This window comes from Vreelandella xerophytica, assembly GCF_968048975.1.
The window spans coordinates 1,894,367-1,921,327 of record NZ_OZ309106.1 but is presented as its reverse complement, the minus strand read 5'-3'; the positions used below and the strand labels follow the sequence as shown (position 1 = coordinate 1,921,327).

Here is a 26,961-nt window from a genome sequence, read left to right as displayed (position 1 = left end):
AAAAGCGAGCTTTCGCTCGCTTCCTTCAGATGCGTCTGATAACGAGATTGCCCTCTCAGGTACGCGTCGGGGTACGCATGGTGACAAGTTCTTCGGAGCCGGTCGGATGCACGCCGAGAGTGCGATCGAAATCGGCCTTGGTAAGCCCGGCGCGCACGGCAATACCCACGTTTTGAATCAGCTCGCCAGCGTCTTCACCCACGATATGGGCGCCGACCACCACATCGCTTGCGTCATCGACGACGAGTTTCATCAACATGCGCTCGTTGCTGCCGGAAAGCGTGTGCTTCATGGGCCTGAAATCGGTTCGGTAGACGCGAATACCGTCAAAGCGTTCGCGGGCGGCCTCTTCGGTCAACCCCACCGTGCCGATATTGGGATGGCAGAACACCGCCGTGGGCACCCGTTCGTAATCAAGGGGCTGCGTCGGTGCTTCGCCAAAATGATGATCCACCAGATGCATCGCCTCGGCGATGGCAGCCGGGGTCAACTCAGGCCCGGGCGTCAGGTCGCCCAGTGCCAGAATGGAGGCTACCGAGGTTTCAAAACGTTCGTTGACCGCGAGTTTACCTTGATCGATGGGCACGATCCCCAGCTTATCGAGCCCCAGGTTCTTGATATTGGGGCGTCGACCCGTAGCGACCAGCACGGTATCCACTTCAAGGACCTGGCCGGTGGTCAGGGTGACGCTCAGTGCGCCGTCAGCCGATTCGATGCGCTCGATGTTGCTGTCGAAATGGAGATTGACCCCCTTCTTGGTCATCTCGTCGCGGGTAAAGGTACGAACCTCTTTATCAAATCCCTTCAAGAAGAGTTCGTTTCGGTAAATGAGGTGGGTTTCGCTGCCCAACCCATTGAAGATGCTGGCAAACTCGACGGCAATGTAGCCTCCGCCCAGCACCAGAAAGCGCTTGGGAAAGGTATTCAGGTCGAACACTTCATTGGAGGTGATGGCGAGTTCACTGCCCGGGAAATCAGGCACCCAGGGCCAGCCACCGGTGGCGAGCAGAATCTTTTCAGCGCTTACCTGCGTGGTCTCTTGCTCGAAGGCCAGTGCAACCGTATGCGGGTCCACCAGAGAGGCCCGCGCATTGAACAGCGTCACGCCCGCCTCTTCCAGCAGACGCTGATAAATGCCGTTCAGGCGCTTGATCTCGCCGGTCTTGTTGTCGCGAAGCGTCGGCCAGTCAAAGGTAGCGGCCTGGGGCAGCTGCCAGCCGTAGCCGGCTGCATCATCGAAGCTGTCGCGAAAGTGCGAGGCGTAGGCGTAGAGTTTCTTGGGCACGCAACCCACGTTCACACAGGTACCGCCTAGGTAGCGGTCTTCGGCGATGGCCACACGAGCGCCCTTGGCGGCAGCGGTGCGTGCGGCACGCACGCCGCCAGACCCGGCCCCGATGACCAGTAGATCGTAATCGAATTCAGCGTGCGCTGACATAAGGACTCCTTGCTGTTCTTGACTGTAAACGTACACCGCTCGCTCAAGAGATGCTCTCTTGAGCGAGCGGTTGAAGTGCTGAAGCGCTAGAGCGCCATATGAATGTTCGAGCCCCCTGGATTACTACGTAAGCAAATCAAGCTTAGCCAATCGGGCAGGTAACACCAGTGCCTTTCAACCCGCAGTATCCGCCCGGATTCTTCTCCAGATACTGCTGGTGGTAGCCCTCGGCGTAATAGAACGTCTCAAGCGGTCCGATTTCCGTGGTGATTGTACCTCTACCCGCCTTGTCGAGGGCCGCTTGGAACGCTTCAGCGCTAGCCTGGGCCTCGATCAGCTGGGCATCGGTGGTGGTATAGATCGCCGAGCGATACTGGCTACCGATATCGTTGCCCTGCCGGTTGCCCTGGGTCGGGTCGTGCTGTTCCCAGAAGGTCTGCAAAAGCGTTGCCAGCGAAACCTGGCGTGGGTCGTAAATCACCCGCACCACTTCGGTATGGCCGGTGCGTCCGGTGCAGGTCTCGTCATAGGTAGGGTTGGGGGTTTCACCTCCGGCGTAGCCTGCGGCGGTCACATGGACCCCGGGAGTTTGCCAGAAAAGGCGCTCCACGCCCCAAAAGCACCCCATTCCCAGCACGATCTCTTCATGTCCTTCGGGGAACGGTGGCTTTAGTGCCTGCCCATTGACGGCGTGCCGCTCGCTTGTCTCGATCGGCGTATCACGGCCAGGCAGTGCTGCCGATGCCTTGGAAAATAATGTCATAACCACCTCTTATTGCCGTGGGATAATGGTCGGTGAACCGCGACGCGAGAAGGTATAGATCAGATCCACCGCCTGGCTGGTCCCGGTCACCGCTTGAACATAAAGGTTACGCCAAAGCGTATAACGCAAGGTTAGTTCCGCAATCGGAGAGAAAATTCCCACGCCGTAACTGATGCGGATATCGTCGGTGAGCTGACCGCTTAGCGCGACCTGGCTCTCGTCGCCGGCACCTGTGGTATCCAGGGTCAGATCATTGATGCCGAAGGCCTGGCCAATCGAGCCGACCGCCCCGCCGGTACGGCCTAGAGACATGCCGATCAGGGCCGTGGTCAAGGCGCTATCGACACCGCCACCCGAGGAATCCGGCGCCCGGCCACGCAGTACGTACGAGAGCGCACTGTTTTCCGGCATGGCCGGCTCCGAGAAGATCGCCACGTTAGGCTCTTCCGCCGTTCCCGTGACCCTGAGCCCGGCAATCACATCGTCCTGAGTCACCTCGGGATTGCGGATCGCTTCGAAATCCAGCACCGGCAACCCGGGCGGGCCACTGAAGAGAAGCTGGCCGCGACGAATCAGAAGGTCCTGGCCAAAGGCCTGGAAGCGACCATCCACCAGGTTGACTTCGCCGAACAGCTGAAGCACACCGCTGTCCTGGCGAATCTCCAGGCTTCCCGCGAGCCCTGATTCCAGCCCATAGGCGGATAGTTGCATATCGCTGCCAAGCGTCAGCGTGATCAGCATATCAAGCTCGATACCGGTCTGGGCGAGTTCGTCGGTAGTGCTTGGCCCTTCCCCGTTGGCCGCGCGAAGCCGTGCGATGCGCTCGGCTTCGCGATCCTCGCGCTCGGTGATGATGATCTCATCGCCACTGGGTGAGATTGCCGAGGCGGGAAGCCGGCCAATTTCGAGACGCGCCCAGGGGATATCCACGTTGCCGCGTATCTGAAGAAGCTCCGGGTTGATACGGATACGAATATCCGGGGCTGCTTCCAGTTGTCCGAACTGGGGCAGCTCGATTAGAAGCGGCTCCTGAACGGCGTTGAGGTCGATCCCCATGCGCCACTGCTCATCGGCGGGCCAATAGGCGTCGCCGGTGATATTGAGTCGTCCCCGCTCGGCTGCGAGAAAGCCATTGATATCGCCCTGGCCACCGTCGAATCGTAACGCCAGCTCACCGTCCTGAACGTACAGGGGAATATCTGGCCCCCTTGCCCGGACGCCACGCAAGGCCAGCGTACCCTGTAGATCCGGCTGAGTGGTGGTCCCGCTGATCTGCACGCTGCCGTTTAGATTTCCCTGCAGTTGATCGAGTTGCGAGACCATCGGCAGGTAAGGTTCCAGTGAGATATTGGTCGCGCGAAGTTCTCCGCTCAGCCTGCCCTGGCCAATCGGATCATTGATGGTGAGATCGAGCGCCATTCGACCGGCTTCAGAGAGTGACAGCACAACGTTGGCCTCGGCCTGAGCCTGGTTGGCTTCCACCCGGGCATCCAGATCGATGACCGGAAGCCGGACCGGCTGGCCATAATCGTTGATGGCGGTAATGGCAAGCTCGCTTAGAAGCTGCACGTTGGCCTGCCAGCGCGCCCCCCCCTGGCTCCAGGAAAGCCCCAGATCCGCGGTGGTGTCGCCATCGAATTGCCAGTCTTCGGGCAGGAAAGGCTCGAGCATTTCCATGGGCACTTCGCGTACGGTCAGCATCATCCGTCCCTGATCCGCCGAGGCGTTGACGGTCTCCGTGGAGCAGACCAGCCCCCCTTCCAGACGGCGCAGGCAGAAAGGCGTTAGTCGCGCCTGGCCGTTGGCCAGGTTGTAGCGCAGATCCAGTGGACTCTCCAGGCGAATATCACCGGCCTCGGAATCGATTTCCAGCGGCGTTATCTGGGCCTGGTAGAGCTGACCGGGCTGATCAAGGCGCCCTTCCAGCGCAAGCTGTGCACGACTGAAAGCACTCGCGTCATCGCCTTGGGCGTTGAGCGTCAGGGTGTGTCGGGAAAGTCGCCCATCAAGCTCAAGAGCCAGGCTTTCCAGGGTCTGGCCGCCGGTAATGACCTGGGCAAGCGTAAGATCCACATCCAGACGCGGATCATCGATACCGGTCACGTCGGCGTTCAACGTCAAGCGCTCCACCAGGTTGTCGGCAAAGCGCAGACCCTGGCCGGTCAGTGCTGCGTTGATGCGCGGCTGCTCGAGGCTGCCACGTGCTTCGATATCCCCCGTCAAGCGGCCGCCAAGCTCGGGGTGTAGCGTCTGCAGCTGGGTAAGCGCGATAGTGGCATTGAGTGACAGCGTCTGCTGGCTGGCCTGACCCTGGGCCGTCAAGCGGTTCTCGCCCTGGGTAAAGAGCAGCTCGTCGATATCGACTTCAAGGTCCGTATTGGCGCTGAGCGCTGCCTGAAGGGTCAGCGGATACTCCTGGAGCTCTCCGTCGATGGAGAGTTCCGGCAGATCGATCAGCCAGCGATTACCCTGCTGTAATACACCAAGGGCGATATCGCCGTTGAGCGACCCGTTCAAGTCGTCCACGAAATGCGAAGGGTCGAAGTCATCTAGGCGAATTCGCGTCTCGAGCGCAATGGCATCAGCCCAGCTGACCTGCCCCTGACTTGCCAGTCGGCTTTCGTCGATTTGAAGGGCAAGGGATGACCAGCCAAAGGAGCCGGTATCGCCGCTGCCCTCCACGTTCAATGTCAAAAGCGGTACGTCCGGGCCTTCGGCATCAACGTTCAGCTCCAGCGAGTAGGCGTTGATGTCGCCGCTGGCGCGCAAATCCAGATTCTGTACCACCCAGGGAGCGACCTCGGCGTTTTCCGGTGCGATCAGCGGCCACTGCAGCCGGTCGCTTTGTAGATACGCGGTGAACGGATAGGTCGGATCTTCGATATCGACGCGCGCCTCGAGGCGGGTGTTCTCGACGCCGTCGGCATCAAGCACCACCGTGAACGCCTCCAGGTCGCCAATGGCGCGCAGATCCAGGTTCTGTACCACGAAGGGGTCGGTTTCAGCGTTTTCAGCAACGATCAGCGGCCATTGAAACCGGTCACTTTGCAGGTGCACATCGAACGGATACGTCGGGTCGTCGAGATCGACCCGCGCCTCGAGCATGGTGTTCTCGATGCCCTCGGCGTCAAGCACCACCGTGAACGCTTCCAGATTACCGCTGGCGCGAAGGTCCAGGTTCTCTACCGTGAGAGGCTCGGCGTCGCTACCCTCTGCGGGTGCGAGTGGCCACTGAAGCTGTTCGGTTTGCAGGCGTATATCGAAGGGAAAGCGCGGGTCGAGCACGTCCACGCTGGCATCGAGCACTACATTGACCAGCCCTTGCGTGTCGAGCTCGCCGCTGAGCTCGGCGAGCGAGCCGGAGAGCGAAAGCGACAGCGTGTTATCGCTCAGCTCGGGAAAGCGCTCGGGCAGGTAAAGCGTGGTATCGAGATTCAAATCGAGCGGATAGCTCTCCGCCAGACGAATAGTGCCCGCAAGATCGACTTCCGCGTCCGGGGTGAGCACGTAGAAGGTATCGATGGCGACATCGTGTTCTACCACCGAACCCACGAGCGTGAGCCGTTCGACCTGATAGTCGAAGGCGCCCTCGAGAGCGAAGTCGTTGATGGCGAGCTCTTCGACGATGACATCGATCGGGAGCATGATGTCGGGAAGCGCCGTACGGCCTTGCTCGCTCACCAGCACCCCGCCGCCATCATCTTCTTTCGCCTCGGGCTCTTCGCGTGGCGCGTGAACGGCGACCGCGCCGTCGATGCCGGCGGCCTCGAGCGGTGTGTCGATATTCTGGGTGAGCCGCACGCCTTCCGAGGGCGGCAGATAGACTCGGGGCTGGTTCAGCTCGGTCGGCGCCAGATGCACGCTCTGCCCTTCGGCAATGGCGGCGCTGGTCAACGACGCCAGGGTGATGCGTGTGCCGTCACCCAGGGTGACCGCGGTGTCGTTCAGGACCAGTTCGCGAAGCTCGATGGGAAACGGCAGCGTGATTCTGAGCGGCTCCTGGTTCTCCTGGGGCGGTTCTTCCTCGTCTTGACCAGCGCTCAAGCGAATATCGACACCCTCGGCGCGCAGCGTGTCGATACAAAGCCTGCCGGAAAGCAGGCAGTCGTCTGCCCAGCGGAGTTCCAGATCGTCGATCGCAATCTGGGTACCGCCCATGTCGAGTCGAAAGCCCTGCAGCGTGAACGCATCGAGCAGCGCACCGGACTGCGACTCATAGCTGATATAGCCGCGCTTTTCGGCCTGGTTGAAAATCTGCTCCGTACCCCAGGGGGAAAGGGCCGCCCCCAATATCAACGCGACCAGGGCAAATAGCCACAGCGGCACGAGAATTAAAAGCCTTATCAGACTCCAGATAGCCAACCAGGTACGGGTTCTAGAGGAGAGCCGCTCTTTCGTTCGCGGCGTCTTTTCTGCAACGTCTGCCAAGGTACTCTCCTAGAACTCAGGACCAATAGAGAAGTGTATACGCCAGTCGTTGTCGTCATCGTCGAACGGATGCGCGACATCGAAACGAATGGGCCCTACCGGTGATACCCAGCGAACCCCCAGACCGGCCCCGGTCTTCAGGTCATCCGGGCCCCAGTCATCGAAGGCATTGCCGTTATCGACAAAGGCAGCGCCCCACCAGTCACCACGCACACGCCGCTGATACTCGAGGGTCGAGGTCAGCATTTGCTGGCCGCCCAGCAGCAGGCCTTCGTCGTTTCGCGGGGCCAGGCTCTCGTAGGAGTAGCCGCGTACGCTGCGATCACCCCCGGCAAAAAAGCGCAGCGACGGTGGAATCTTGTCGAAATCGTCGGTCTCGATGGCGCCGATGCTCAGGCGGGCAAGAAAACGGTTATCGGCATTGAGGGTGCGAATCCATTCGGTATCGCCGGTCACACGGGCAAACCGGGCGTCCGAGCCCCAGGCGGTATCGGAATATTCGAGGGAGAGCTGCTGGCGATCCCCCCAGACCGGGAAGCGCGCGGGTCTTGTGCGCGTGCGTGACCACTGAATGCCGGGATAGTAGAGCCATACCTCATCGGAGAGATCGCCCTGGGTAAAGTCTTCGTAGGTGGTGCGAAAGTAGAGTGTCTGCACCCAGCGGTTTTCGAACTCCCAGCGCCTTGCGAACTCGACGGTACCTTCCAGCGAGCGGGTATCGTTGTCGTCGCGGTTACGGATGCCGTATTGCAGTCGGTAGTTGTCGCGGATCGGGTCTTCCAGGGGAATGTTGTAAACCCCGGTGAAACGCTGGTCCGGTCCTGAAATGTAAAGGTCGTGGTTCAGGCTGTGACCCAGGCTGTTGATCCAGGGTTGCTGCCACCCAAAGCGAAGCCTGGGGCCCACGTCGGTGGCGTAGCCGATACCGGTTTCAAACTGATGGCGGTCGGCAGGCTCGACGGTGACATCGATAGGCAGACGGTTGTTGCCCGGCTGGCTGATGCTCAAGGCGCTGGTGAACGCGGCGCTGGAAAGACGTGGGCGCTGGGGCTGTGAGGCCGTGGCCGAGTCGAACCAGGGCGAGCCGCCTCGGGGCGGAGACACCACCAGTTCCTGAGCGGTTTGCAGTCGTGGCCGCACGGTTACCGAGCTGAACCAGCGGGTTTCGCCCAAACGCTGGCTATAGCGGGCAACGGATTCGGCAAGATAAGGGTCGCCGGTTTCAAAGCCTCGCATCTGACGCAGGCGGTCGGGGTCGATATGACTGCCAGTGATCACGGTGTTGCCGAACTGATAGCGGGGTCCGCTATCGAAATCCATATAGAGTCGGGCGCTTTCAAGGTAAGGGCGAACCTCCATGCGCCGGTCGCTGAAGCCCCAGTCGAAGTAGCCGCGCTCGATCGCCAGACCCGAGAAATCAGAACTTAGCTGATCCCAGGGGGCGTGATTGAGCACATCGCCTTCACTCAGGGGAAATTCATCCAAGGCGTCCTGAAACGGCGGATCGTCCTGGGCCGCGCCGCGGATATTGATGGACAACTCTTCGATGCGTACGGCTGCACCGGGCTCGATACGTACCCTCACCGGTGTCTGATTGACATCGACGGTGATGCCGGGCTCGTAGTAGCCGAATACGCGCATGGCTTCCTGGGTGCGCTGGCGAATCTCGCCCTCCAGGCGAACATCGGTATAGCGTTCATCGTCGATGTTTTGCAGGTAGGCATCGATGTTCTCTTCGACCGGACCCCTGACGCCACTGATGGTGGCCTCCACCGCCCACACAACCGAGCTGGGTATCAGTAACGGGGTTGCCATGAATAGCGCTACGGGGATCGCCGTAAATCGCTGACGGTAACGTTGCATAAGTATCCTTTCCTGACCGGCGATGAGTAGCGCTTGGCAATGATACGCCTTTCCCTTTATTGAATTATCGCAGCATTTCCATCTGAGCACTAAACGCTAATTGCGCTTGGCGCACTTGGCGCACATCGCTCTCTAGAGCGCTGATACGGCCACGCAACTGCTCGGCCAAGCTGTCCAGCGCTTCCTGGTCGATGCTGGCTGCATTGTCTTGCGCGTTTTCTGAAAGCTGGGTCATGCGCTCATCAAGCTCGCGGCGCCACTGGCTGAACTGGGTTTCAAGCGATGTGTTCTCACGGTTGAGCTGCTCTTCAAGAGCAGTGATACGCTGGGTGGCGTTCTGTTCGAGATAGGCCACTTCCTCTACCAGATTCTGCCGGCCGGCCGTCCCTGCCTGCTCGAGGGCGTTCAGCGAGGAACGAACGGCTTCCAGCTGACGGTCGTTCAGCTCGGCCGCCTGACGCAGTGAATCGAGCTCGCCGCGCATCTTTCCCAGAGCTTCGCTCGACACCTGCTCCTCGCCGTCGGTCAAACTGGCGTAAAGCTCCTCACGAGTATTGTTCAAGGCGACGGCCAACTGCTCCTGCTCTTGAAAGAGCGTGGTCATCTGCGCCTGCATGTAAGTGATCGAGTCCGCGACATCGGTATCGCCGGATTCCAGCCGTGCGTGCAGGTTGGAGACCTCCCCACTCACTCGGCGAAGCTCGCCCAGCAAGCGTTCGCGCTCAAACCATAGACCTGTCGCCAGTGCCCCGAGAAGCATCATGATCAGCAGCAACAATAACCACAACGGCCATAAAGTCGGCCCCCGGCGGTGGCGTAGATGTTGGGCGCTCAGGCTTTGGTCCACATCGGGCACGATACGCTGGGACGAGGTGGAGTCAGACATGAAGTATCCTCAATGAGTCGTTGGGTCGGCGCGGCGCCCAATCCCTCTATAGCGTAGGCCACAGCTCGCTACAAAGGCAGGATCGAAGATGTTGCGCCCATCCAATATTAATTTAGCACTCAACATCGCCGCCAAGCGGTGCCAGTCCGGATTCCAGTAGGTTTTCCACTCGGTCACCAGCATCAGCGCATCGGCCTCTTCGCAGGCCTGGTAGGGGTCATCGGTAAAAAGCGTCAGGTCATCACGCTCCCCAAGCAGCGCCATAAGTGCGGGCGTGGCGGCCGGGTCATGGAGCTTGACCTTTACCCCCTGGGCCCATAGCGCTTCAAGCAGCGTCAAAACCGGCGCGTGGTCGATCCGCGTAGTGTCGGGCTTGAAGGCCGCCCCCCAGATCGCCACGGTCTTGCCGGCAAGATCGCCTTCGAAAAACGTCCAGAGCTTTCTGAAAAGCGTCTCTTTTTTCTGTTCGTTGATGTCCATGACCTGCTCGAGCAGCGCTGAGTAGCGCCCGCTTTGCGACTGAACATCGGCCAGACGCATCAGATCTCGCGAGAAGTTGGGACCCCCAAAGCCGCAGCCAGGGTAAAGATACTCGAATCCGATACGCGTATCGGCCCCCATCCCCTGGCGCACGTGTTCGACATCCACGCCGAGCGTGTCGGCAAGCCCGGCGATTTCGTTCATGTAGCTGATGCGAGTAGCCAGCATGCCGTTGATGGCAAGCTTGGTAAGCTCCGCGGCGCGCCGGGGCATGAGCTGAAAGACGTCGCGTCGGCGATTGAAGGCGCGTAAAAGCTCCCGGGCGATCTGTTCGCCCTGGGCATCATCGCAACCCAGAAGCCAGCGTGCCGGGCGTGTGAAGGAGTCCCAGGCGCGACCCTCTTCCAGGGTATCCGGTAGCGCGACGCTGCTGTGCTGTTCGCCCATCAGCGCGTGCAGGCGTTCGGTGTCGCCCACTGGAAAGGTGGAGTTGTTGATCAACACGGCGCGATGGGTCTGAAAAAGCGCATGACTCAAGAGTGTATCTGCCGCCCGACGCTGACCCGGTGACAACGCCAGCCATACCACGTCCATGGGAACGGCGTCTTCGGCACTCTCGATGATGCGAAGCGTCTGGTGCTGTAGCGCCTGGTCGATGTGTTCCATCAGTTCGGGCTCGCGGCGAAGCCAGTCCAGTCTTGAGAGCACCGACCAGGGCGTTTCCTCGTGCAAGAGCCAATCGACCTGATGGCCAACGAAGGCCAGGGCCGCCGCGGCGGTGGCAGCGCTTAATTCACTTCCATGCAGGAGTACGCGCATTATTCATGCCCCCAACGCAATCGCCGGATAAGCAGGGCTTTTTGAGTCATGTCGCGTTCCTTTTCATGCGCTTCGCTTCAGTAGTAGGTAGAATGCAATAATACAAAACTCGGGGGTGGATGCCACCTTGTTGCTCAATGTAACGGATTTGATCCATATAGTTTACATGTCTCCCCCCTGCGAAACCTCGTGCTGACAAGATTAAGGGAGTGACACCATGCAAGCGACACCTCAGGATAGCATTGCTGAGCGCTATAAAGGCAACGTCGATCAGGCGGAAGTGGCGAAATTTGAAGCACTTGCCAGCCAATGGTGGGATGAGCAGGGAGAATTCAAGCCACTGCACGATATCAATCCACTACGTCTGGACTTTATCGATGCCCGGGCCGGGCTTGCCGGCAAGACGGTACTGGATGTGGGCTGTGGCGGCGGTATCTTGAGCGAGTCCATGGCACGCCGGGGCGCCGAAGTGACCGGTATCGACCTGGGCGAGGCACCGCTGGGTGTGGCTCGGGTACACGCCGAGCACCAGAACGTGACACTAGCCTACCGTAACGTGAGTGTCGAAACCCTGGCCGAGGAGTCGCCGGGTGCATTTGATGTGGTGACCTGCATGGAGATGCTCGAGCACGTGCCTGACCCGGCATCCGTCATTCGCGCTTGCTGCAAGCTGGTGCGCCCGGGTGGCTACGTCTTCTTCTCGACCATCAACCGAACTCCCAAATCCTACGCCTTTGCCATCGTGGGGGCCGAGTACGTGCTCAATCTTCTGCCCCGGGGCACTCACGACTACTCGAAGTTCATTCGTCCCTCGGAAATGGCCACCTGGGCGCGCCAGGCAGGTCTGGAGGTACGCGAGCAAACCGGCCTTACCTATAACCCGCTGACGCGACGCTACAAGCTGGTGGCTCACGATGTGTCGGTGAATTACATGATGTACTGTCGCCGGGTGAGCCACTGAATGTCGCATATCAAGATCCAGGCCGCTCCTAGCGACGCCACGCAAGAACTTCCCGCGCCGGTAGCGATTCTGTTCGACCTGGACGGCACGCTGGTAGATACCGCCCCGGATCTGGCCACTGCCACCAATGTGTTAAGGCAGTACCACGGCCTGGCTCCCCTGCCCTTTGAACAGATCCGCCGCGAAGTCTCCAACGGCGGCAGCGCGCTGGTCACCCTGGCCACGGGCCTTGAGGCCGATACTGATGAACACGCCCGTGCACGCGAGTATCTGCTGGAAGCCTATGAGCAGGCAGTGGCGGTTCACAGTCAGGTGTTCAAACCACTGGACCAGTGGCTGGCTGATTGGCACTCCCGAGAAAAGCTTTGGGGAATCGTGACCAACAAGCCCCGCCGCTACACCTTGCCGCTGCTCGAGGCGCTGTCGCTCGAGCCCGGAGCACTTTTGTGCGCCGATGACCTGAGCGTGAAAAAGCCCGAACCCGAGCCGCTTTGGGAAGCCGCGCGACGGCTGAATATCGATCCTTCGCAGTGCTGGTACGTGGGTGATCACCGCCGGGATATCGAGGCAGCGAAAGCCGCGGGCATGACGGCGATTGCAGTAGGTTATGGCTATATCAGCGAGCAGGACGACTATCGTACCTGGCCCGCTGACGTCTGGTTTGAAACCTGCGAGGCGCTGGTCGAGTGCTTGACCACGTTTTGACCGCCTCGCCCACGCCGCTTATATCCTGGGCGGCTGGGCATCTATCTTCTGACCCGTCACACCACGGCTATCCGGCCCCATCAACCAAAGGTAGGTAGGCATGATCTGCTCGGGCGTGCGCAGCGTGGTCGGGTCTTCATCCGGGTAGGCGCTTGCGCGCATCGATGTGCGGGTCGCCCCGGGGTTCAGCGTGTTCACACGAAGGGCGGCTGGGCATCTATCTTCTGACCCGTCACACCACGGCTATCCGGCCCCATCAACCAAAGGTAGGTAGGCATGATCTGCTCGGGCGTGCGCAGCGTGGTCGGGTCTTCATCCGGGTAGGCGCTTGCGCGCATCGATGTGCGGGTCGCCCCGGGGTTCAGCGTGTTCACACGAAGGTGTTCGCGCTCCTTGAACTCGTCGGCAAGGACTTCCATGAAGCCTTCGGTCGCGAACTTGGAAACGCTGTATGCCCCCCAGTTAGCACGGCCTTTACGGCCCACACTTGATGAGGTGAATATCAAGGAGGCGTCCGCCGAGTGATTCAGTAGTGGCAAGAGCGCCTGGGTCATCCAGATCGGGCCACCGATATTGACCTGCATGACCTGTTCCCAGAGCTCGGGGTCGTACTCTTCAAACGGAGCGAGAGTGCCCAGGAGCCCGGCGTTGTGCAAGACGCCATCAATGCGGCCAAACTCTTTATCCAGCCGTCTGGCCATGTCATCGAAATCATCCAGCGTGGCGCCTTCCACGTTCAGCGGGAAGATTGCCGGCTGTGGGCCGCCCTGAGCCTCGATTTCATCGTAAACGGCTTCCAGTTTTTCAATCGTGCGGCCAAGCAAGATGACGGTGGCGCCGAATCGGGCGTAGCTTAACGCCGCAGTTCGACCGATACCGTCGCCTGCGCCGGTAACCAGAATAACCCGATCCTTCAACAGGTCAGGTGGGGGCTGATAGTCGATCTTGCAGGTCATGCATAACCTCGGGGGAAGGATTAACCGGCAGACTGGCGGAGAAAATCGTTGGCAAGCCCGGCGGCACTGCTTTGTGGATAGTCGTCGCGTACCTGCTCTAGAAGCTCGCGGCTCTGTTCGGGTTCGCCCTGGCGTGCCTTGACCAGACCCAGCTTGTACAGCGCGTCGGGCACCTTGCTGCTGCTGTTAAATTCGTTGATCACTCGGCTAAAGGCCTCGTCGGAGGCGCTTAGCTCATTTTCAGCGGCGTACAGCTCACCCAGCCAGTAGTAGCCGTTGGCGGTCAAGCTGGTGTCCGGGTGGGCCGTTACGAAGGCATCGAAGGCATCGATGGCCTCGGAAAACCGGCGGGCCTGCACGTGGGCAAAGGCCGCCTGGTAGTCGGCCTGGGCATCTTCGCTGACGTTACTACTGGCAGAAGAGGTGTTCACCACCTCCTCTGCAGCTTGCGGTTCGACCTGAGGGGCGGCCTGCTGAGCGGGAGCAGGCGCCGATGCCGGCGCGCTCTGGATATTCATCAGCCGGTCTTCGATATCGATATACTGCTGCTGCGACTGGCGACGCAACTGTTCCAGTTGATGTCTGAGCTCTTCGACCTGGCCGCGCAACTGCTGGATTTCCTGCTGGTGCTCCTCGACTTGATTGAACAGCACCAGATTACCGCCAGAGGCTTCCTGGCGCTGGGTTTGCTGATAAAAACCGCTGGAGCCCGAGGACATATCCTGTACCAGGGGTTGCTGAGCCAGCGCCGTGAGGGACAATACGGACAGCGGGAGCGCAATGGCTCCCGCACCGCACAGCCTCTCAAAAAAGCGTTTGAGACTGCGATTCATGTTCACTCCGAGATGCGATATTGGCGCGCTTGCGCGCGCCAATTCGTCTAGTAGCTAAATACAACGCGACGGTTTTGTGAGTAGGCGCTGTCGTTCTGGCCGCTGGCCGCCGGACGCTCTTCCCCATAGCTCACTACACTCATCTGTGACGGTGAAACGCCCTGAATGTTCAGGAAACGCTGTACCGCGCGAGCACGACGCTCGCCGAGTGCCATGTTGTATTCACGCGTACCGCGTTCATCGGTATGGCCCTGCAGAGTCACCCGCGCGCTGGGGTTGGATTGCAGGTAGCGGGCGTGTGCCATTACCACGGATTCGTACTCGCCTTTGATCGTGTCGCGGTCGTAATCGAAGTAGATGGTGCGTACTTCAGGAATGCGCGAGTCGGCCTGCTGACCGGCACCTGAACCGCCCGAACCGCTTGTCGAACCATACTGACCCGTACCGCTGGTGCCAGTACCGGAGCCGGTACCAGTACCTGTGGTGCTGCCACTTTGGCTTCCGTAAGCGTCACCATCCTGGGTGCCGCCGGTGCTGGAACAGCCAGCGACGGCCAGAATGGATAGAGCGACTGCTAAAGAGCGAGCCAATGGCTTAAGTTGCATAATCAGACTCCTTGCCTGAAAACAGAATTTACTGTTGTTCAACTGTTTCTGTTGTTCAACTTTAATTTAAAAAGGGCGACCACGCGGGATCGCGTACTTCACCCTGTGCTGCCGGCAGTCTGAATGACGAGCGGCCATCCGCCGAAACGGCACTCAAAAAGCCACTTCCACCCTGTTGGGTAGCGAAGATTACCATGGTCCCGTTCGGCGCAACACTAGGAGATTCATCCCGCGTTGATTCGCTCAACACTACCAAACGACCACCATCGATTTCCTGGCGCGCGACCTGATAACCGCGGTCTGAGCGATGGATCAAGAAGATCTGATCACCCTGGGGCGAATAACGGGCGCGGGCGTTGTAATTGCCGGTATAGGTCAAGCGGTTGGCGTTACCGCCGCTTGCCGACATCTGGTAAATCTGTGGCCCGCCGCTGCGATCCGAGGTGAAGATCAGATTACGACCATCCGGCGACCAGGCGGGCTCGGTATCGATACTGTTGCTCTGAGTCACCCGGTCAAGGGAGCGGCTACCGATATCCAGCACGTAGATATCAGGCTGGCCGTCCTTGGAAAGCGACATGGCCAGACGGCGGCCATCCGGCGACCAGGCCGGCGCACCGTTGATACCTTCAAAGGAAGTTGCCTGGACCCGCTGACCCGTCGATACATCCTGAATATAAATGGCCGGACGCTCGGTTTCAAAGGAAACATAGGCCAACTTGCGACCATCCGGCGACCAGGCCGGCGACATGATCGGTTGATCCGATGTCAGAACCTGCTGGCTGCGACGACCATCGGAATCCGCAACGTACAGGCCGAACTGCATGTTATCGCCCAGGCCCTGAGCGGTGACATAGGCAATCTTGGTCGAGAAGGCACCGCGAATGTCGGTGATCGCCTCGAAAACCTGATCGCTGATGTAGTGTGCGCCGCCCCGCAGGTCGTTGGCGTCCACATTGACGGTTTCACCCATCATGCGCGACTGGCCGCTGATGTCCATCAGCTCGAACTGGATCTGGTAGCCGCTACCGGATTGCTGGGCGCGCCCTACTACCAGATAGCGTGTATCCAGCGAACGCCAGGTGCCGAACTGTACGTCGCTGGCCTGACTTGGGCGCTCGAACATTGCGCTACGCTCGAGTGGCGAAAAGAAGCCGCTGCGCTCCAGGTCGTCCTGAATGATTTGTGCTACATCTTCAGGAAACCCCTCGCCGCCTTCGAAAGGCACTACGCCGATGGGAAGGGCCTGATCGCTGCCCCGGGTAATTTCAATTGTTAGATTGGCACTTGCCACGCTGCTGATCAGCAGCAGAACACAAAACAGCCATACTTTGCTCAAGGTCTGCATCAACGTACCCCTCCTGGTGAGAAGTTAAAGTTTATCGGTCGCGAGCGAATATCTCGCTGCTGTTCTGGCGTTAGTTGCAAGAGCTCACGAAACGGTGCTGCTTGTTCGACCGCTTGAACGATGGATTGATCGAAAGCGTTGTTGCCGCTCGAGGTTACTATATTCACTAACAACACCTCGCCTGAAGGGCCCAGGCGCACACCGACAACGGCGCTTAGGCTATCGGTCCCGGCGGGAATGATCCAGGCCTGCTCGACGGCACGCTTAACGAGATTACTAAAGTTATTGGCCGCTTGCTGCGCCTGCTGAGCATTGGCTGCGGCTGCCGCCGCCTCACCTTCCAGTTGGCGTTGCATGGCGGCTTCTGCCTCTGCCCGGGCCTCGGCCTCGCGCTGACGCTGGGCCTCTGCTTCACGCTCACGCTGCGCTTCGGCTTCACGTTGGCGTGCGGCTTCGGCTTCACGTTCACGGCGAGCTTCTTCCTCACGCTGACGTTCGGCTTCCGCTTCGCGCTCCTGGCGGGCCTGCTCCTCACGCTGGCGTTCCGCTTCAGCTTCGGCTTCCGCGGCGGCTGCCCGCTGACGCTCGGCCTCTGCTTCGGCACGAGCGTCTTCTTCGCGTTGACGCTCCGCCTCTGCTGCCGCCTCGGCGCGAGCTGCTTCGGCTTCTGCTGCCGCCTCGGCGCGGGCTGCTTCTGCTTCAGCACGGGCTTGCTCTTCAGCGGCGCGTTCTTCGGCCAAACGCTGAGCCTGTTGTTCACGCTCCCGGGCCTGGGCTTCCTGCTCCTGAGCCAGCTGCTCGGCTTGTTGCTCGCGCCGCGCGGCTTCAGCTTCGGCCTCTGCCAAGGCTTGAGCACGTTCGGCCGCGGCTTGGGCCTCGGCTTCAGCTTGGGCTTCGCTCGGCTGTGGTTCGGGTTCGGGTTCGGGCGCGGGTGCCGGTTCGGCGGTGGGCTCGGGCGGCGGCTGAACATCGGGAGCCGAGGCGCTTTCAAGCGCTGCCTGCTGTTCGATGGACTGTTGCGCCTGATCGGTAAAGGTTTCGGTACTGACAAGCGTTGCCTGCACGATCGAGGTGGTATCCGGCTCTTCGGTGCGGCTGGGCAAGCTGATCAAGCTGAAAGCGATTATCAATACATGAATCGCAACGGCCAGTATCGTCGGCCAAGTATAGCCGACGTCCTGGGGGTCGCGAAAAGCGTCGTGGGCCATAGAAGCGTTACCCTTACGCATCCTGGGGCGGCTCGGAGAGCAGTCCGACGTTGGCAACACCCGAGCGTTGCAGGGTACTCATCAACACCACGATCTGGCCGTATTGAACGTTACGGTCGCCACGAACCATCACCGGTGTCTCCGGACGACGTTGAAGAATGGCAATGACGCGCTCGGACATTTCGTCAAGCGATACCGCCGTGGTGTCCTCACCCAGGGTAATGAAGTAGGTCCCTTCGTTATTGACGGAAATAATGATCGGATCGGAATCTTGGCTCTCCATGGGTTCGGAGCTGACCTGGGGAAGATCTACCTGTACGCCTTGCGTCAGCATGGGTGTGGTGATCATGAAGATGACCAGCAGTACCAGCATGACATCGATAAAGGGGACGACGTTGATCTCCCCCATCAATTTTTTATTGCCGCCGCGATTGAATGGCCCGTTCATGGCGAACTCCCTTAGCCGACGCTTTTACTGCTATCGCGACCCTGTAGATTGCGATGCAAGATGGCGTGAAACTCCTCGGCAAAGTCTTCGTATTTACCCAAAAGCCTGGCGACATCGTTGGAGAGGCGGTTGTAGAAAATAACCGCAGGAATGGCGGCGAAAAGCCCCATGGCCGTGGCGATCAGCGCCTCGGCAATCCAGGGCGCGACGGTGGCAAGCGTTGCCTGCTGCGTCAGTGAGAGCGCCTGAAACGAGCCCATGATGCCCCATACGGTGCCGAAAAGACCGATATAGGGGCTTGCCGAGGCAACGGTGGCCAGAAAGGTAAGATGTTGGGTCAGGCGGTCCTCTTCCCGGGACCAGGCGACTCGCATGCTGCGTTGAACGCCTTCCAGAATGTTGTCGGCGTTGCGGGTCTTGGGCATCAGCCGATTGAATTCACGGAAACCGGATTGAAAGATATGTTCGGCGCCGTGGCGGGGGTCGTCGGCCGGAATCTCACGGTAGAGCTCGTTGAGATCCACCCCTGACCAGAACGACTCTTCAAACTGGCTGTACTCACGCTTGGCACGTCGTAGGGCGATACTGCGCTGGAAAATCACCACCCATGAGAGGATTGACCCCACCACAAGCAGCAACATGACCAGCTGCACGATGGTGCTGGCACTCATTATCAGGTGGGGGATGGACATGGTGTTATCGTTCACAGTTGCCCTCATCAGTCAGTCAGCGCTAACGCGCCTGTGTGGTTTCTGAAACGAATCCAGAACCCGTTGATTTACGTTCACGGCCGCTCACGAACGAGCGCTTACGACCTTGAGCGAATGAAATGCCTTTGGCCATGCCTTGGGGCGCAGCGTCTGGCCGTCCAGGCAGGCTATCTCGACTGTCGCCCGGCACAAGAGTTCCTCTGCCCGCCAGATATGCTGCTCGAACACCATACGGCAGCGGCCAATACTTTCAACCGTCGCCGCCACGCTCAACGCATCGTCAAGCCGGGCCGGTTTGCTGTAGTGACAGGCCAAGCGGTATACCACTAGCTGCGTGCCCTCGTCCAGCAGCGTTTGCTGGTTGAGGCCTAATTCCCTTAGCCATTCACTGCGCGCGCGCTCCATGAACTTCAAGTAGTTAACGTAGTACACGATGCCCCCGGCGTCGGTATCCTCGATGTAGACGCGTATCGGCATGGTGAAGGTATGGCTTGCCGAAAAGACGCTCATGGACGACGCTCTCCTTCTACATCGATGCTTTGCTCGTGAGGCACCCGATCGAAGTGAAGCCAGGCCTGGCGCGTGACCATCCGACCGCGGGGGGTGCGCATCATCAACCCCTGCTGAATCAAGTAAGGCTCGATCACATCTTCGATGGTATCTCGTTCTTCGCCGATGGCGGCCGAGAGGGAGTCGACCCCGACCGGCCCGCCGTCGAACTTGTCGATCATGGCCAGCAGCAGACGGCGGTCCATGTGATCCAGCCCGTGATGATCCACGTTTAGCATATTGAGCGCGGCGTCGGCCAACGCGGCGTTAACGGTGCCGTTGCCCTTGATATCGGCGTAGTCGCGTACGCGGCGCAGCAGACGATTGGCGATACGCGGCGTTCCCCGGGAGCGTCTTGCCACTTCGACGGCGCCGGCACGATCGGTTTCAACCTCCAGGAGCCGGGCCGAGCGCGTGACGATTTCGGTCAGTTCCTCGAGATTGTAGAATTCCAGGCGCTGCACAATCCCGAAACGGTCCCGTAGCGGCGAGGTTAAAAGACCTGCTCGAGTGGTGGCGCCTACCAACGTGAAACGCGGCAGATCCAGCTTGATCGAGCGCGCCGCGGGCCCTTCCCCGATCATGATGTCGAGTTGAAAATCTTCCATGGCGGGGTAGAGAACTTCTTCCACCACCGGGGAGAGCCTGTGGATCTCATCGATGAACAGTACATCGCCAGGTTCCAGGTTGGTCAGCATGGCGGCCAGGTCCCCGGCGCGCTCCAGTACCGGGCCGGAAGTGGATTTAAGCCCTACCCCCATTTCCGTGGCGATGATGTTGGCAAGCGTGGTCTTGCCAAGGCCGGGCGGACCAAAGACCAGCGTGTGATCGAGGCTTTCCTGGCGAAGGCGCGCCGCGCCGATAAAGATTTCCAGCTGCTCGCGTACCCGGGGCTGGCCGATATAATCCTGAAGCTTCTTGGGACGAATGGCGTGGTCGATACGCACTTCGCCCTGTTCGGGGGCGGCGGCAATAAGCCGGTCGTGTTCTAGCATAAAAACTCGTCAGTGCCTGAAGTCATTACCCGGTAGAAACGCATCTAGCCTCCCATGCGCCTGGTCAGCGCCGCCTTGATCAGCGCTTCCGTGGGTTGTTGTGGATCAAGGTCAGCCAGCATTCTGGAGGCCTCGGTCAGCTTGTAGCCCAGGCTTACCAGTGCAGCTTCAGCATCGGCCAGGCTATTACGGGGTGCGGGCTGGCCATTGGCGGCTTCGAGAGCGAGCGGCGCATACTGACCCTGCTCCCACTCGGGGAAACGGTCGCGCATTTCGATAATCAAGCGTTCGGCGGTTTTCTTGCCCACGCCGGGAAGCTTGGTCAGCGCCTTGCTGTCATCGTCACGCACGCAGCGCATGAAGGCGTCCTCGTCCATCCCTGAAAGAATCGCCAGGGCGAGCTTGGGGCCTACACCATTGACCTTGATCAGCGCTCGGAAAAGCGCGCGCTCATGCTCTCGGGCGAAGCCATACAACAGATGGGCGTCGTCTCGAATCGTTAGATGGGTGTACAGCGAGACACTCTCGCCCGGGGCCGGCAGAGCGACGAGGGTGTTCATCGACGTCTCGAGTTCGTAGCCCACCCCGTGAACGTCGATCACCACCCAAGGTGGGTGTTTCTCCAGTAGCGCGCCGCTTAGACGACCAATCATAGAATGCCCTATTACGAGTAAGTCAGAGGGTTATTAAAACAGGTAGTTACTATATGACGACTCTGTACACATGACCAGTAGTCCGCGTGACCAATGGCTACAGACGCCAGCGTCCGCTGGAGCGGCGCGTGGTAGCGCGCGCCGGTACCGCTCCCAGGCTCTGACCGGCGTAGGCGTGGCTCAACGCGATCGCCAGCGCGTCCGCGGCGTCTGCCTGGGGCGTGGCCGACAGGTTCAGAATGGCGGTCACCATGTGCTGGACCTGGGACTTGTCCGCTCCTCCCTGACCGGTTACTGCCTGCTTGATCTGACGGGCGGCGTACTCGGCAATACTCAGTCCATGGTTGGCCATGCACACCAGCGCCGCCCCGCGAGCCTGGCCAAGCTTCAAGGCGGAGTCGGCATTCTTGGCCATGAACACCCGCTCTACCGATACCTCGGTCGGCCGATGCAGGCCCACCACCTCGGAAAGCCCTGCATAAATCTGGGCCAGGCGCTGTTCAAGGGCGCCGTCAGCGGTACGAATACAGCCGCTGGCGATATAATGGGGCTTGGTGCCTATCAGTTCGATAACGCCGTAGCCGGTAATCCGCGACCCCGGGTCGATGCCCAGGATGCGCCTGAGTGGGCTTTTGAGCCGCTCATCCATGGTGATACCTCATGAAAACAAAAACACCGACGCGAACGCCGGTGTTTGAGCTTGCCTTGACCGTCCGGGTTATTCGCCGGCGGTCTCGGCCTTGGCCTTCTGGCGTAGACGAATGTTGAGATCCTTGAGCTGATCGGCACTCACCTCGCCCGGTGCATCGGTCATCAGACACGCCGCGCTCTGGGTTTTCGGGAAGGCAATCACTTCACGGATGGTCTTGGCACCGGCCATCAGCATGACCAGACGGTCGAGTCCGAACGCCAGGCCGCCATGGGGCGGCGCGCCGTACTGAAGTGCGTCCAGCAGGAAGCCGAACTTCTCCTGGGCTTCCTCTTCACCGATACCCAGAATCTCGAACACGCTGCGCTGCATGGTCTGATCGTGGATACGGATAGAGCCGCCGCCGAGTTCGGTGCCGTTGAGCACCATGTCGTAGGCACGAGAGAGCGCCTTGGCCGGGTCTGCCTTGAGCTCATCCGGCGAGCAGGACGGCGCCGTGAACGGGTGGTGAAGCGGGCTCAAGCGGCCGCTGTCGTCGGCTTCGAACATCGGGAAGTCGACCACCCACAGCGGCGCCCAGGGCTTGGTGTAAAGCGCCAGGTCGGCCCCGAGCCTGACGCGCAGCGCGCCGATGGCCTCGTTGACGATGCGGATCTTGTCCGCACCGAAGAAAATGATGTCGCCATCTTCGGCGCCGACGCGATCCAGAAGCTCCTCGACCACGTTCTCCATGAACTTGACGATGGGTGACTGAAGGCCGTCGATGCCCTTGGCGCGTTCGTTGACCTTGATCCAGGCAAGGCCCTTGGCACCATAGATACCCACGAACTTGGTGTACTCGTCGATTTCCTTGCGTGAAAGCTTGGCGCCGCCGGCCACCTTGAGCGCGGCCACACGGCCGTCATCGGCATTGGCCGGGCCCGAGAAGACCTTGAAGTCGACCTGTTTCATCAGATCGTCCACGTCGGTCAGCTCGAGCGGGATACGCAGATCGGGCTTGTCCGAGCCAAAGCGGTCCATGGCTTCCTGCCAGGTCATGCGCGGGAACTCGGGCAACTCGACCTCCAGCACTTCCTGGAAGAGCTTCTGGATCATCGATTCTGTGATACCCATGATATCGTCCTCCTCGACAAACGAGGCCTCGATATCGATCTGGGTGAACTCGGGCTGACGATCAGCGCGCAGATCTTCGTCGCGGAAACACTTGGCAATCTGATAGTAACGGTCGAAGCCTGCCACCATCAGAAGCTGCTTGAAAAGCTGGGGTGACTGGGGAAGCGCAAAGAAGCTGCCGGCATGGGTACGGCTGGGCACGAGGTAGTCACGTGCGCCTTCCGGCGTGGCCCGGGTCAGCACCGGGGTTTCGATATCCAGAAAGCCCTGGTTTTCCAGGTACGCCCGCACGGTGTGGGAAATGCGCGAGCGAAGACGAAGCTTCTCGATCATGTCCGGGCGGCGCAGATCGATATAGCGGTGCTTGAGGCGTACTTCCTCGCCCACCTTGCCGTGTTCGTCGAGCTGAAAAGGCGGTGTGGCTGCAGTGTTGAGAACCTCGACCTCCTTGGCCAGCACTTCCACCATGCCGGTGGGCATGGTGGCGTTTTGCGTTCCTTCCGGGCGTAGCCGAACGCGGCCGGTAATACGCAGCACGTACTCATTACGGGCGCGGTCGGCAGTGGCAAACGCCTCAGCGGTATCCGGGTCGACAACGAACTGAGCGATGCCGTCGCGATCGCGCATATCGAGGAAAATAACCCCGCCGTGATCACGGCGACGGTGCACCCATCCACAAACGGTGACCGTTTGATCCACCAATGTCTCGTTAAGCTGGCCGCAATAATGGCTGCGCATGTTTCATCCTGTTCTGTTACGTGGCAATAAGGTGTCGCGGGCTTGGCCCTGAAAGGCGCGGCTACGCCGCGGCACCCTTGTTTTTTGAAGAGCCGCTGCTCGAAGAGCTGTCTTTTGAAGTGCCGGCGTCCTTGGACGCGCCGCCTTCGCCTTTGGCAGGAGAAGAAGTCGGCTGGCTATCTGCCGCCAGGTTCTTCTTGCCGCCGGTCTTGAAATCTGTTTCGTACCATCCGCCGCCTGCCAGACGGAAACCCGCCGCCGAAACCAGACGCTCGAGAGCGTCGCCCTCGCACGCAGGGCAATGCTTCAAGGGATCCGCACTGATTTTCTGTAATTTTTCCATGCGATGACCGCAGGCCTTGCACTCGTACTCGTAGATGGGCATGTTGATGGCTCCTGAAAAGCTCGACTCAGACAGGACATTGACAATCCGAATAATGCGGATCGTGACACTATGTGGCCTGTCGGAATAAATTCCAAGACTGCGGTTAGTTAAGCGACCCATTATACCCTTTTGTGCCCCCTGCCGAGCAAGGCCAAGCGGCCATCGGCGCTAAATGGAGAGAATAAAATGCCCAATGCGGTAATGCTCGATGCTCAAAGCATGGGTCCTCAGATTGACTTCACCGCTATTCGCGAATGTGTCACGCACCTGGAGATTCATGATCAGACCACGCCAGAACAGGCGTATGAGCGTTTGAAAGACGCCGAGGTGGTGCTGGTCAATAAAGTAAAGCTTGATCGCGAGCTCTTGAATGCCCTCCCGTCTCTTCGCTTGATCTGCGTAATGGCTACCGGCCTGAACAACATCGATCTCGAAGCCGCCAAGGCAAACGATATTACAGTTAAAAACGTCACCGCTTACGGCACGGCCAGCGTTTCTCAGCACACGTTGATGCTGATGCTTACCCTGGCCGCCCGGCTGCCTCGCTATCAGCAGGATGTCGCCCAGGGGGCATGGCAGCAAAGCCCTTTTTTCTGCCTGCAGGATTACCCTACGCTGGAACTGGCCGGTAAAGAGCTTGTCATGGTCGGCCAGGGGGAGCTGGGATCGGAAGTGGCCCGTCTGGCCGAGGCCTTTGGCATGCACGTGAATTTTGCCGCCCGCCCGGGTTCCGAGGCAGACGACACGCGCCCAGGCCTGGATGAGCTGTTACCCAGGGCCGATGTGATCAGCCTGCACTGCCCGCTCAATGAGGATACCCGGCACCTGCTCAACAAGCAGCGCCTGGAACGCGCGAAGTCATCACTTTTGGTGGTGAACTGCGCCCGGGGTGGCATTATCGATGAAAACGCAGCGCTGGACGCGCTGCGCGAAGGTCAAATCGGGGGCCTGGCCGTCGATGTACTGCCTGAGGAGCCGCCCCGGGAAGGTCACGCGCTTCTGGACGCGCTGGCCAAGGGGGAGGCACTCAACTTGATTGTCACACCCCACAACGCCTGGATCACGCCGGAGGCTCGGCAGAATATTATTCGTCTGACCGCCCAGAACATCACGTCATGGAAAGAGCGCGCCTAGCCGGTTGTGAAGCCTTCCGCCACGTACGTGTCGCTGACCTCTTCCAGAGTGACATCAGTGACACGTGCGTTTTCAGGCCCCTGCCAGAGCCACTCGCCAAGCGCTTGAACGGCGCTGGTTTCACCGCACATCAGCACCTCGACCCGGCCATCGGGCAGATTGTGAGCATGTCCGGTAATCCCTTCCATACGCGCTTTTTTCTGGGTGGCACTGCGGTAGTTGACGCCTTGCACCTTTCCGGTCACAAGAGCGCGGACGCCTTGCATGGTCATGGTGTTCTCCCTAGACGTTGTCAGGTTCTTTGACAAACTCGTGTCTTACAAGGACTGCACTGTTGCGCGGTGTGATGGCATGGCCGCGGCGGGTCAGCAACGAGCGGGTGAACGCCGCTCCAAAGAGTAGAATGAGCGAGCTGTAATAGACCCACAAAAGCACCATGACCACCGAACCTGCCGCCCCATAGGTGGAAGCAGTGGCGGTATAGGCCAGATAGATGGCAATCAGATTGCGCCCGATGGTAAATAGAATGGCGGTCACCAGCCCCCCGATCAGTACATCACGCCAGCGCAGCACGACATCCGGCAGTACCTTGAATATGGTCGCGAACAAGAGTGTCACCATGGCAAGCGAGAGCAGGGATTCAAGGGTGGTGGTAAAAAAGCTCATGTACGGAACGAGGTAGTTGGCCGCCTGGAGCATGCCACGAATCACAACGCCCAACACCAGCGATACCAGCAGGATAAAGCCGATCGCGAGCACCACGGTAAGCGACAGAAGCCGCGTCTTGATAAAGATGAAGGCACTGTTGGAAGTAGGCTTGGCGGTAACATCCCAGATGGTATTCAGCGAAAACTGCATCTGGGCAAACACCGTGGTCGCCCCTACCAGCAACGCGCCGAAGCCTAAAAGCGTGGGCAGAAGTCCTGACTCTTCGATACGCGACTGAGCCACGGCCTGCTCGATGGCGGAGGCGGCGTCTACTCCCAGTGTTCCCTGCAACTGGGCCACGATCTGCCCTTGAGCGGCGTCCTCGCCCAGCACGATACCGATCACCGTCACTGCAATGATTATCGTCGGCGCTAATGAAAAAAGCGTATAGAACGCTAGAGAGCCTGCGTAGCTAAAGGCGTTACGCTCAAGCCAGAGTGAAATGGCGTCCTGCACTACTTTCCACCAAAACATTAGCGTACGTTTCAGCATATTGATTCCCTTGCAAAATACTTTTATGGAGCGCCCTTTTAAGGTGAGCGCTTAAGTGACTTCAACAGCATACCTAACTATAGACCGACGCGCAGTGTTCATCGTCTTACGTCAAGAGGGTTACCATCGGCGACAGTTTTAGTGCTCAGGCCTGCAGGAAGTCCCGTGGTAGCTTCATCATCTGCCGCCAGAGGCGCTCGACCCCAGGTTTATGCACCAGAGAACAGCGGTAAAGGCGAATTTCCAGAGGGATATCGAGATGTTCACCACCTGCCCTGACCAAGCGCTTGCTCTTGAGCTCTTCACGAATGCAGAAATCAGGAATCCAGGCGATGCCGACGCCCTGCAATACCATGCCTTTCAAACCTTCAGCCATGGCGGTTTCATAAACCGTGCGCAACTTCATTCGTAACGGGTCGTTCTTGAGTACCATGTGTACACTTCGCCCCAGAAAAGCGCCTTGGCTATAGGTCAGATAAGGGACGGGGTCCTGCTGATCGAGGGTGAAAAGCGGCTTGCCATCGCTGTCGGCCAGCGACACCGGCAACATTTTCACGTTACCGATGGAAAACGAGGGGAAGACCTTGGTGTCCAGCTGCATGGTAGCGAAGGGGTCGTAATAGGCCAGCATCAGATCGCAATTGCCCTCGCGCAACACATGAATCGCCTCACCCACGTTCATGGCCACCAGCCGTGTGGGCAGCTCCCCTACCCCTTTTTGCAACCGGGAGATCCACGGCGGATAAAAGCTGAGCGCAAGCGAGTGCGCGGCGACGATATCCAATGCCTCATTGGCGATCGAAAGACCGCGCAGATGGCTCATGGATTCGTTCAACTGCTCGACGAGATTGCGCGCGGTCACCAGAAAAAGCTGGCCTTCTGATGTCAATCCGATGGGAGTGGTCGAACGGTCGACCAGAGTGGTGCCTATGGCCTGTTCCAGCGCGCGGATACGTCGGCTGAAGGCAGGCTGGGTAACGTGGCGCTGCCGGGCGGAGGCCGAGAAGCTACGCGTATTGGCCAGAGCAACAAAATCCTCGAGCCATTTGGTTTCTAGATTCACCCGAAACTCCTTGTACGGCAACGTCTTGTTT

At 59.6% G+C, this 26,961-nt stretch carries 25 protein-coding genes and 1 pseudogene; 3 read left to right on the top strand and 23 right to left on the bottom strand.

Annotation, left to right across the window (positions count from 1 at the left end):
- Positions 1-55: 55 nt before the first annotated feature.
- The 6 genes from gorA to ACWF8S_RS09130 form a co-directional block, all read right to left on the bottom strand.
- Entirely contained in the window at positions 56-1,438 is a 1,383-nt protein-coding gene (gene gorA / locus ACWF8S_RS09155; protein ID WP_447553018.1) for a glutathione-disulfide reductase, read from the bottom strand.
- Between the two features lie 142 nt (positions 1,439-1,580).
- Positions 1,581-2,201 (bottom strand): peptide-methionine (S)-S-oxide reductase MsrA, encoded by a 621-nt coding sequence (gene msrA, locus ACWF8S_RS09150; protein ID WP_447553017.1) that lies wholly within the window; start codon positions 2,199-2,201, stop codon positions 1,581-1,583.
- A 9-nt stretch (positions 2,202-2,210) separates the two neighbouring features.
- Positions 2,211-6,629, bottom strand: a complete 4,419-nt coding sequence (tamB, locus tag ACWF8S_RS09145; RefSeq protein WP_447553016.1) for an autotransporter assembly complex protein TamB — start codon at positions 6,627-6,629, stop codon at positions 2,211-2,213.
- Between the two features lie 9 nt (positions 6,630-6,638).
- Entirely contained in the window at positions 6,639-8,492 is a 1,854-nt protein-coding gene (tamA, locus tag ACWF8S_RS09140; RefSeq protein ID WP_447553015.1) for an autotransporter assembly complex protein TamA, read from the bottom strand.
- 64 nt (positions 8,493-8,556) lie between these two features.
- A complete protein-coding gene (locus ACWF8S_RS09135; protein ID WP_447553014.1) occupies positions 8,557-9,378 on the bottom strand; it encodes a hypothetical protein in 822 nt (273 codons plus the stop codon).
- A 9-nt stretch (positions 9,379-9,387) separates the two neighbouring features.
- Positions 9,388-10,677: a nucleotide sugar dehydrogenase gene (locus ACWF8S_RS09130; protein ID WP_447553013.1), complete on the bottom strand. Its 1,290-nt coding sequence runs from the start codon at positions 10,675-10,677 to the stop codon at positions 9,388-9,390.
- Between the two features lie 217 nt (positions 10,678-10,894).
- On the opposite strand from ACWF8S_RS09130, the gene ubiG reads away from it, so the two are divergent.
- Together ubiG and ACWF8S_RS09120 are read left to right on the top strand one after the other, a co-directional pair.
- Positions 10,895-11,638: a bifunctional 2-polyprenyl-6-hydroxyphenol methylase/3-demethylubiquinol 3-O-methyltransferase UbiG gene (ubiG, locus tag ACWF8S_RS09125; RefSeq protein WP_447553012.1), complete on the top strand. Its 744-nt coding sequence runs from the start codon at positions 10,895-10,897 to the stop codon at positions 11,636-11,638.
- Positions 11,639-12,343 (top strand): HAD-IA family hydrolase, encoded by a 705-nt coding sequence (locus ACWF8S_RS09120; RefSeq protein WP_447553011.1) that lies wholly within the window; start codon positions 11,639-11,641, stop codon positions 12,341-12,343.
- A gap of 18 nt (positions 12,344-12,361) precedes the next feature.
- Here the strand turns inward: ACWF8S_RS09120 and ACWF8S_RS09115 are convergent.
- The 14 genes and pseudogenes from ACWF8S_RS09115 to ACWF8S_RS09050 form a co-directional block, all read right to left on the bottom strand.
- A pseudogene (locus ACWF8S_RS09115) lies at positions 12,362-12,550 on the bottom strand (YciK family oxidoreductase); the annotation flags it as partial.
- A complete protein-coding gene (locus tag ACWF8S_RS09110; protein ID WP_447553010.1) occupies positions 12,538-13,299 on the bottom strand; it encodes a YciK family oxidoreductase in 762 nt (253 codons plus the stop codon). The gene ACWF8S_RS09110 and the pseudogene ACWF8S_RS09115, both read right to left, overlap by 13 nt.
- 20 nt (positions 13,300-13,319) lie before the next feature.
- Complete coding sequence (gene ybgF / locus ACWF8S_RS09105; RefSeq protein WP_447553009.1) at positions 13,320-14,132, bottom strand: tol-pal system protein YbgF; 813 nt, start codon at positions 14,130-14,132, stop codon at positions 13,320-13,322.
- 47 nt (positions 14,133-14,179) lie between these two features.
- Positions 14,180-14,737, bottom strand: coding sequence for a peptidoglycan-associated lipoprotein Pal (gene pal / locus ACWF8S_RS09100; RefSeq protein ID WP_447553008.1), 558 nt, complete (start codon positions 14,735-14,737; stop codon positions 14,180-14,182).
- A gap of 61 nt (positions 14,738-14,798) precedes the next feature.
- Complete coding sequence (gene tolB, locus ACWF8S_RS09095; protein WP_447553007.1) at positions 14,799-16,085, bottom strand: Tol-Pal system beta propeller repeat protein TolB; 1,287 nt, start codon at positions 16,083-16,085, stop codon at positions 14,799-14,801.
- Complete coding sequence (gene tolA, locus ACWF8S_RS09090; RefSeq protein WP_447553006.1) at positions 16,085-17,293, bottom strand: cell envelope integrity protein TolA; 1,209 nt, start codon at positions 17,291-17,293, stop codon at positions 16,085-16,087. Before tolA ends, tolB begins: the two co-directional genes overlap by 1 nt.
- 13 nt (positions 17,294-17,306) lie before the next feature.
- Entirely contained in the window at positions 17,307-17,741 is a 435-nt protein-coding gene (gene tolR / locus ACWF8S_RS09085) for a protein TolR (protein ID WP_447553005.1), read from the bottom strand.
- A gap of 11 nt (positions 17,742-17,752) precedes the next feature.
- A complete protein-coding gene (gene tolQ / locus ACWF8S_RS09080) occupies positions 17,753-18,433 on the bottom strand; it encodes a protein TolQ (RefSeq protein WP_447553004.1) in 681 nt (226 codons plus the stop codon).
- Between the two features lie 102 nt (positions 18,434-18,535).
- Entirely contained in the window at positions 18,536-18,961 is a 426-nt protein-coding gene (gene ybgC, locus ACWF8S_RS09075; protein ID WP_447553003.1) for a tol-pal system-associated acyl-CoA thioesterase, read from the bottom strand.
- The gene (ruvB, locus tag ACWF8S_RS09070) at positions 18,958-19,995 is read right to left on the bottom strand and encodes a Holliday junction branch migration DNA helicase RuvB (protein WP_447553002.1); all 1,038 of its coding nucleotides are present in this window, start codon (positions 19,993-19,995) and stop codon (positions 18,958-18,960) included. Before ruvB ends, ybgC begins: the two co-directional genes overlap by 4 nt.
- 44 nt (positions 19,996-20,039) lie before the next feature.
- Positions 20,040-20,648: a Holliday junction branch migration protein RuvA gene (gene ruvA / locus ACWF8S_RS09065; protein WP_447553001.1), complete on the bottom strand. Its 609-nt coding sequence runs from the start codon at positions 20,646-20,648 to the stop codon at positions 20,040-20,042.
- A 97-nt stretch (positions 20,649-20,745) separates the two neighbouring features.
- Positions 20,746-21,297 (bottom strand): crossover junction endodeoxyribonuclease RuvC, encoded by a 552-nt coding sequence (gene ruvC, locus ACWF8S_RS09060; RefSeq protein WP_447553000.1) that lies wholly within the window; start codon positions 21,295-21,297, stop codon positions 20,746-20,748.
- Positions 21,298-21,366: 69 nt separating this feature from the next.
- A complete protein-coding gene (aspS, locus tag ACWF8S_RS09055) occupies positions 21,367-23,148 on the bottom strand; it encodes an aspartate--tRNA ligase (protein ID WP_447552999.1) in 1,782 nt (593 codons plus the stop codon).
- 61 nt (positions 23,149-23,209) lie between these two features.
- Entirely contained in the window at positions 23,210-23,533 is a 324-nt protein-coding gene (locus tag ACWF8S_RS09050; RefSeq protein WP_447552998.1) for an FmdB family zinc ribbon protein, read from the bottom strand.
- Positions 23,534-23,719: 186 nt separating this feature from the next.
- Here ACWF8S_RS09050 and ACWF8S_RS09045 point away from each other — a divergent pair, with 186 nt between their 5' ends.
- Positions 23,720-24,667, top strand: coding sequence for a D-2-hydroxyacid dehydrogenase (locus ACWF8S_RS09045; RefSeq protein WP_447552997.1), 948 nt, complete (start codon positions 23,720-23,722; stop codon positions 24,665-24,667).
- Here the strand turns inward: ACWF8S_RS09045 and ACWF8S_RS09040 are convergent.
- The 3 genes from ACWF8S_RS09040 to ACWF8S_RS09030 form a co-directional block, all read right to left on the bottom strand.
- The gene (locus ACWF8S_RS09040) at positions 24,664-24,939 is read right to left on the bottom strand and encodes an acylphosphatase (protein ID WP_447552996.1); all 276 of its coding nucleotides are present in this window, start codon (positions 24,937-24,939) and stop codon (positions 24,664-24,666) included. The genes ACWF8S_RS09045 and ACWF8S_RS09040 overlap by 4 nt on opposite strands.
- 10 nt (positions 24,940-24,949) lie before the next feature.
- The gene (locus ACWF8S_RS09035; protein ID WP_447552995.1) at positions 24,950-25,867 is read right to left on the bottom strand and encodes a YihY/virulence factor BrkB family protein; all 918 of its coding nucleotides are present in this window, start codon (positions 25,865-25,867) and stop codon (positions 24,950-24,952) included.
- 145 nt (positions 25,868-26,012) lie between these two features.
- Complete coding sequence (locus ACWF8S_RS09030; RefSeq protein ID WP_447552994.1) at positions 26,013-26,930, bottom strand: LysR substrate-binding domain-containing protein; 918 nt, start codon at positions 26,928-26,930, stop codon at positions 26,013-26,015.
- Positions 26,931-26,961: the final 31 nt, after the last annotated feature.

Excerpts from the sequence above, each read along its gene's own strand:
- gorA (WP_447553018.1), bottom strand. The coding sequence starts at position 1,438 with ATGTCAGCGCACGCTGAATTCGATTACGATCTACTGGTCATCGGGGCC.
- msrA (WP_447553017.1), bottom strand. The coding sequence starts at position 2,201 with ATGACATTATTTTCCAAGGCATCGGCAGCACTGCCTGGCCGTGATACG.
- tamA (WP_447553015.1), bottom strand. The coding sequence starts at position 8,492 with ATGCAACGTTACCGTCAGCGATTTACGGCGATCCCCGTAGCGCTATTC.
- ACWF8S_RS09135 (WP_447553014.1), bottom strand. The coding sequence starts at position 9,378 with ATGTCTGACTCCACCTCGTCCCAGCGTATCGTGCCCGATGTGGACCAA.
- ACWF8S_RS09130 (WP_447553013.1), bottom strand. The coding sequence starts at position 10,677 with ATGCGCGTACTCCTGCATGGAAGTGAATTAAGCGCTGCCACCGCCGCG.
- ubiG (WP_447553012.1), top strand. The coding sequence starts at position 10,895 with ATGCAAGCGACACCTCAGGATAGCATTGCTGAGCGCTATAAAGGCAAC.
- ACWF8S_RS09120 (WP_447553011.1), top strand. The coding sequence starts at position 11,639 with ATGTCGCATATCAAGATCCAGGCCGCTCCTAGCGACGCCACGCAAGAA.
- ACWF8S_RS09110 (WP_447553010.1), bottom strand. The coding sequence starts at position 13,299 with ATGACCTGCAAGATCGACTATCAGCCCCCACCTGACCTGTTGAAGGAT.
- ybgF (WP_447553009.1), bottom strand. The coding sequence starts at position 14,132 with ATGAATCGCAGTCTCAAACGCTTTTTTGAGAGGCTGTGCGGTGCGGGA.
- pal (WP_447553008.1), bottom strand. The coding sequence starts at position 14,737 with ATGCAACTTAAGCCATTGGCTCGCTCTTTAGCAGTCGCTCTATCCATT.
- tolB (WP_447553007.1), bottom strand. The coding sequence starts at position 16,085 with ATGCAGACCTTGAGCAAAGTATGGCTGTTTTGTGTTCTGCTGCTGATC.
- tolA (WP_447553006.1), bottom strand. The coding sequence starts at position 17,293 with ATGGCCCACGACGCTTTTCGCGACCCCCAGGACGTCGGCTATACTTGG.
- tolR (WP_447553005.1), bottom strand. The coding sequence starts at position 17,741 with ATGAACGGGCCATTCAATCGCGGCGGCAATAAAAAATTGATGGGGGAG.
- tolQ (WP_447553004.1), bottom strand. The coding sequence starts at position 18,433 with ATGTCCATCCCCCACCTGATAATGAGTGCCAGCACCATCGTGCAGCTG.
- ybgC (WP_447553003.1), bottom strand. The coding sequence starts at position 18,961 with ATGAGCGTCTTTTCGGCAAGCCATACCTTCACCATGCCGATACGCGTC.
- ruvB (WP_447553002.1), bottom strand. The coding sequence starts at position 19,995 with ATGCTAGAACACGACCGGCTTATTGCCGCCGCCCCCGAACAGGGCGAA.
- ruvA (WP_447553001.1), bottom strand. The coding sequence starts at position 20,648 with ATGATTGGTCGTCTAAGCGGCGCGCTACTGGAGAAACACCCACCTTGG.
- ruvC (WP_447553000.1), bottom strand. The coding sequence starts at position 21,297 with ATGGATGAGCGGCTCAAAAGCCCACTCAGGCGCATCCTGGGCATCGAC.
- aspS (WP_447552999.1), bottom strand. The coding sequence starts at position 23,148 with ATGCGCAGCCATTATTGCGGCCAGCTTAACGAGACATTGGTGGATCAA.
- ACWF8S_RS09050 (WP_447552998.1), bottom strand. The coding sequence starts at position 23,533 with ATGCCCATCTACGAGTACGAGTGCAAGGCCTGCGGTCATCGCATGGAA.
- ACWF8S_RS09045 (WP_447552997.1), top strand. The coding sequence starts at position 23,720 with ATGCCCAATGCGGTAATGCTCGATGCTCAAAGCATGGGTCCTCAGATT.
- ACWF8S_RS09040 (WP_447552996.1), bottom strand. The coding sequence starts at position 24,939 with ATGACCATGCAAGGCGTCCGCGCTCTTGTGACCGGAAAGGTGCAAGGC.
- ACWF8S_RS09035 (WP_447552995.1), bottom strand. The coding sequence starts at position 25,867 with ATGCTGAAACGTACGCTAATGTTTTGGTGGAAAGTAGTGCAGGACGCC.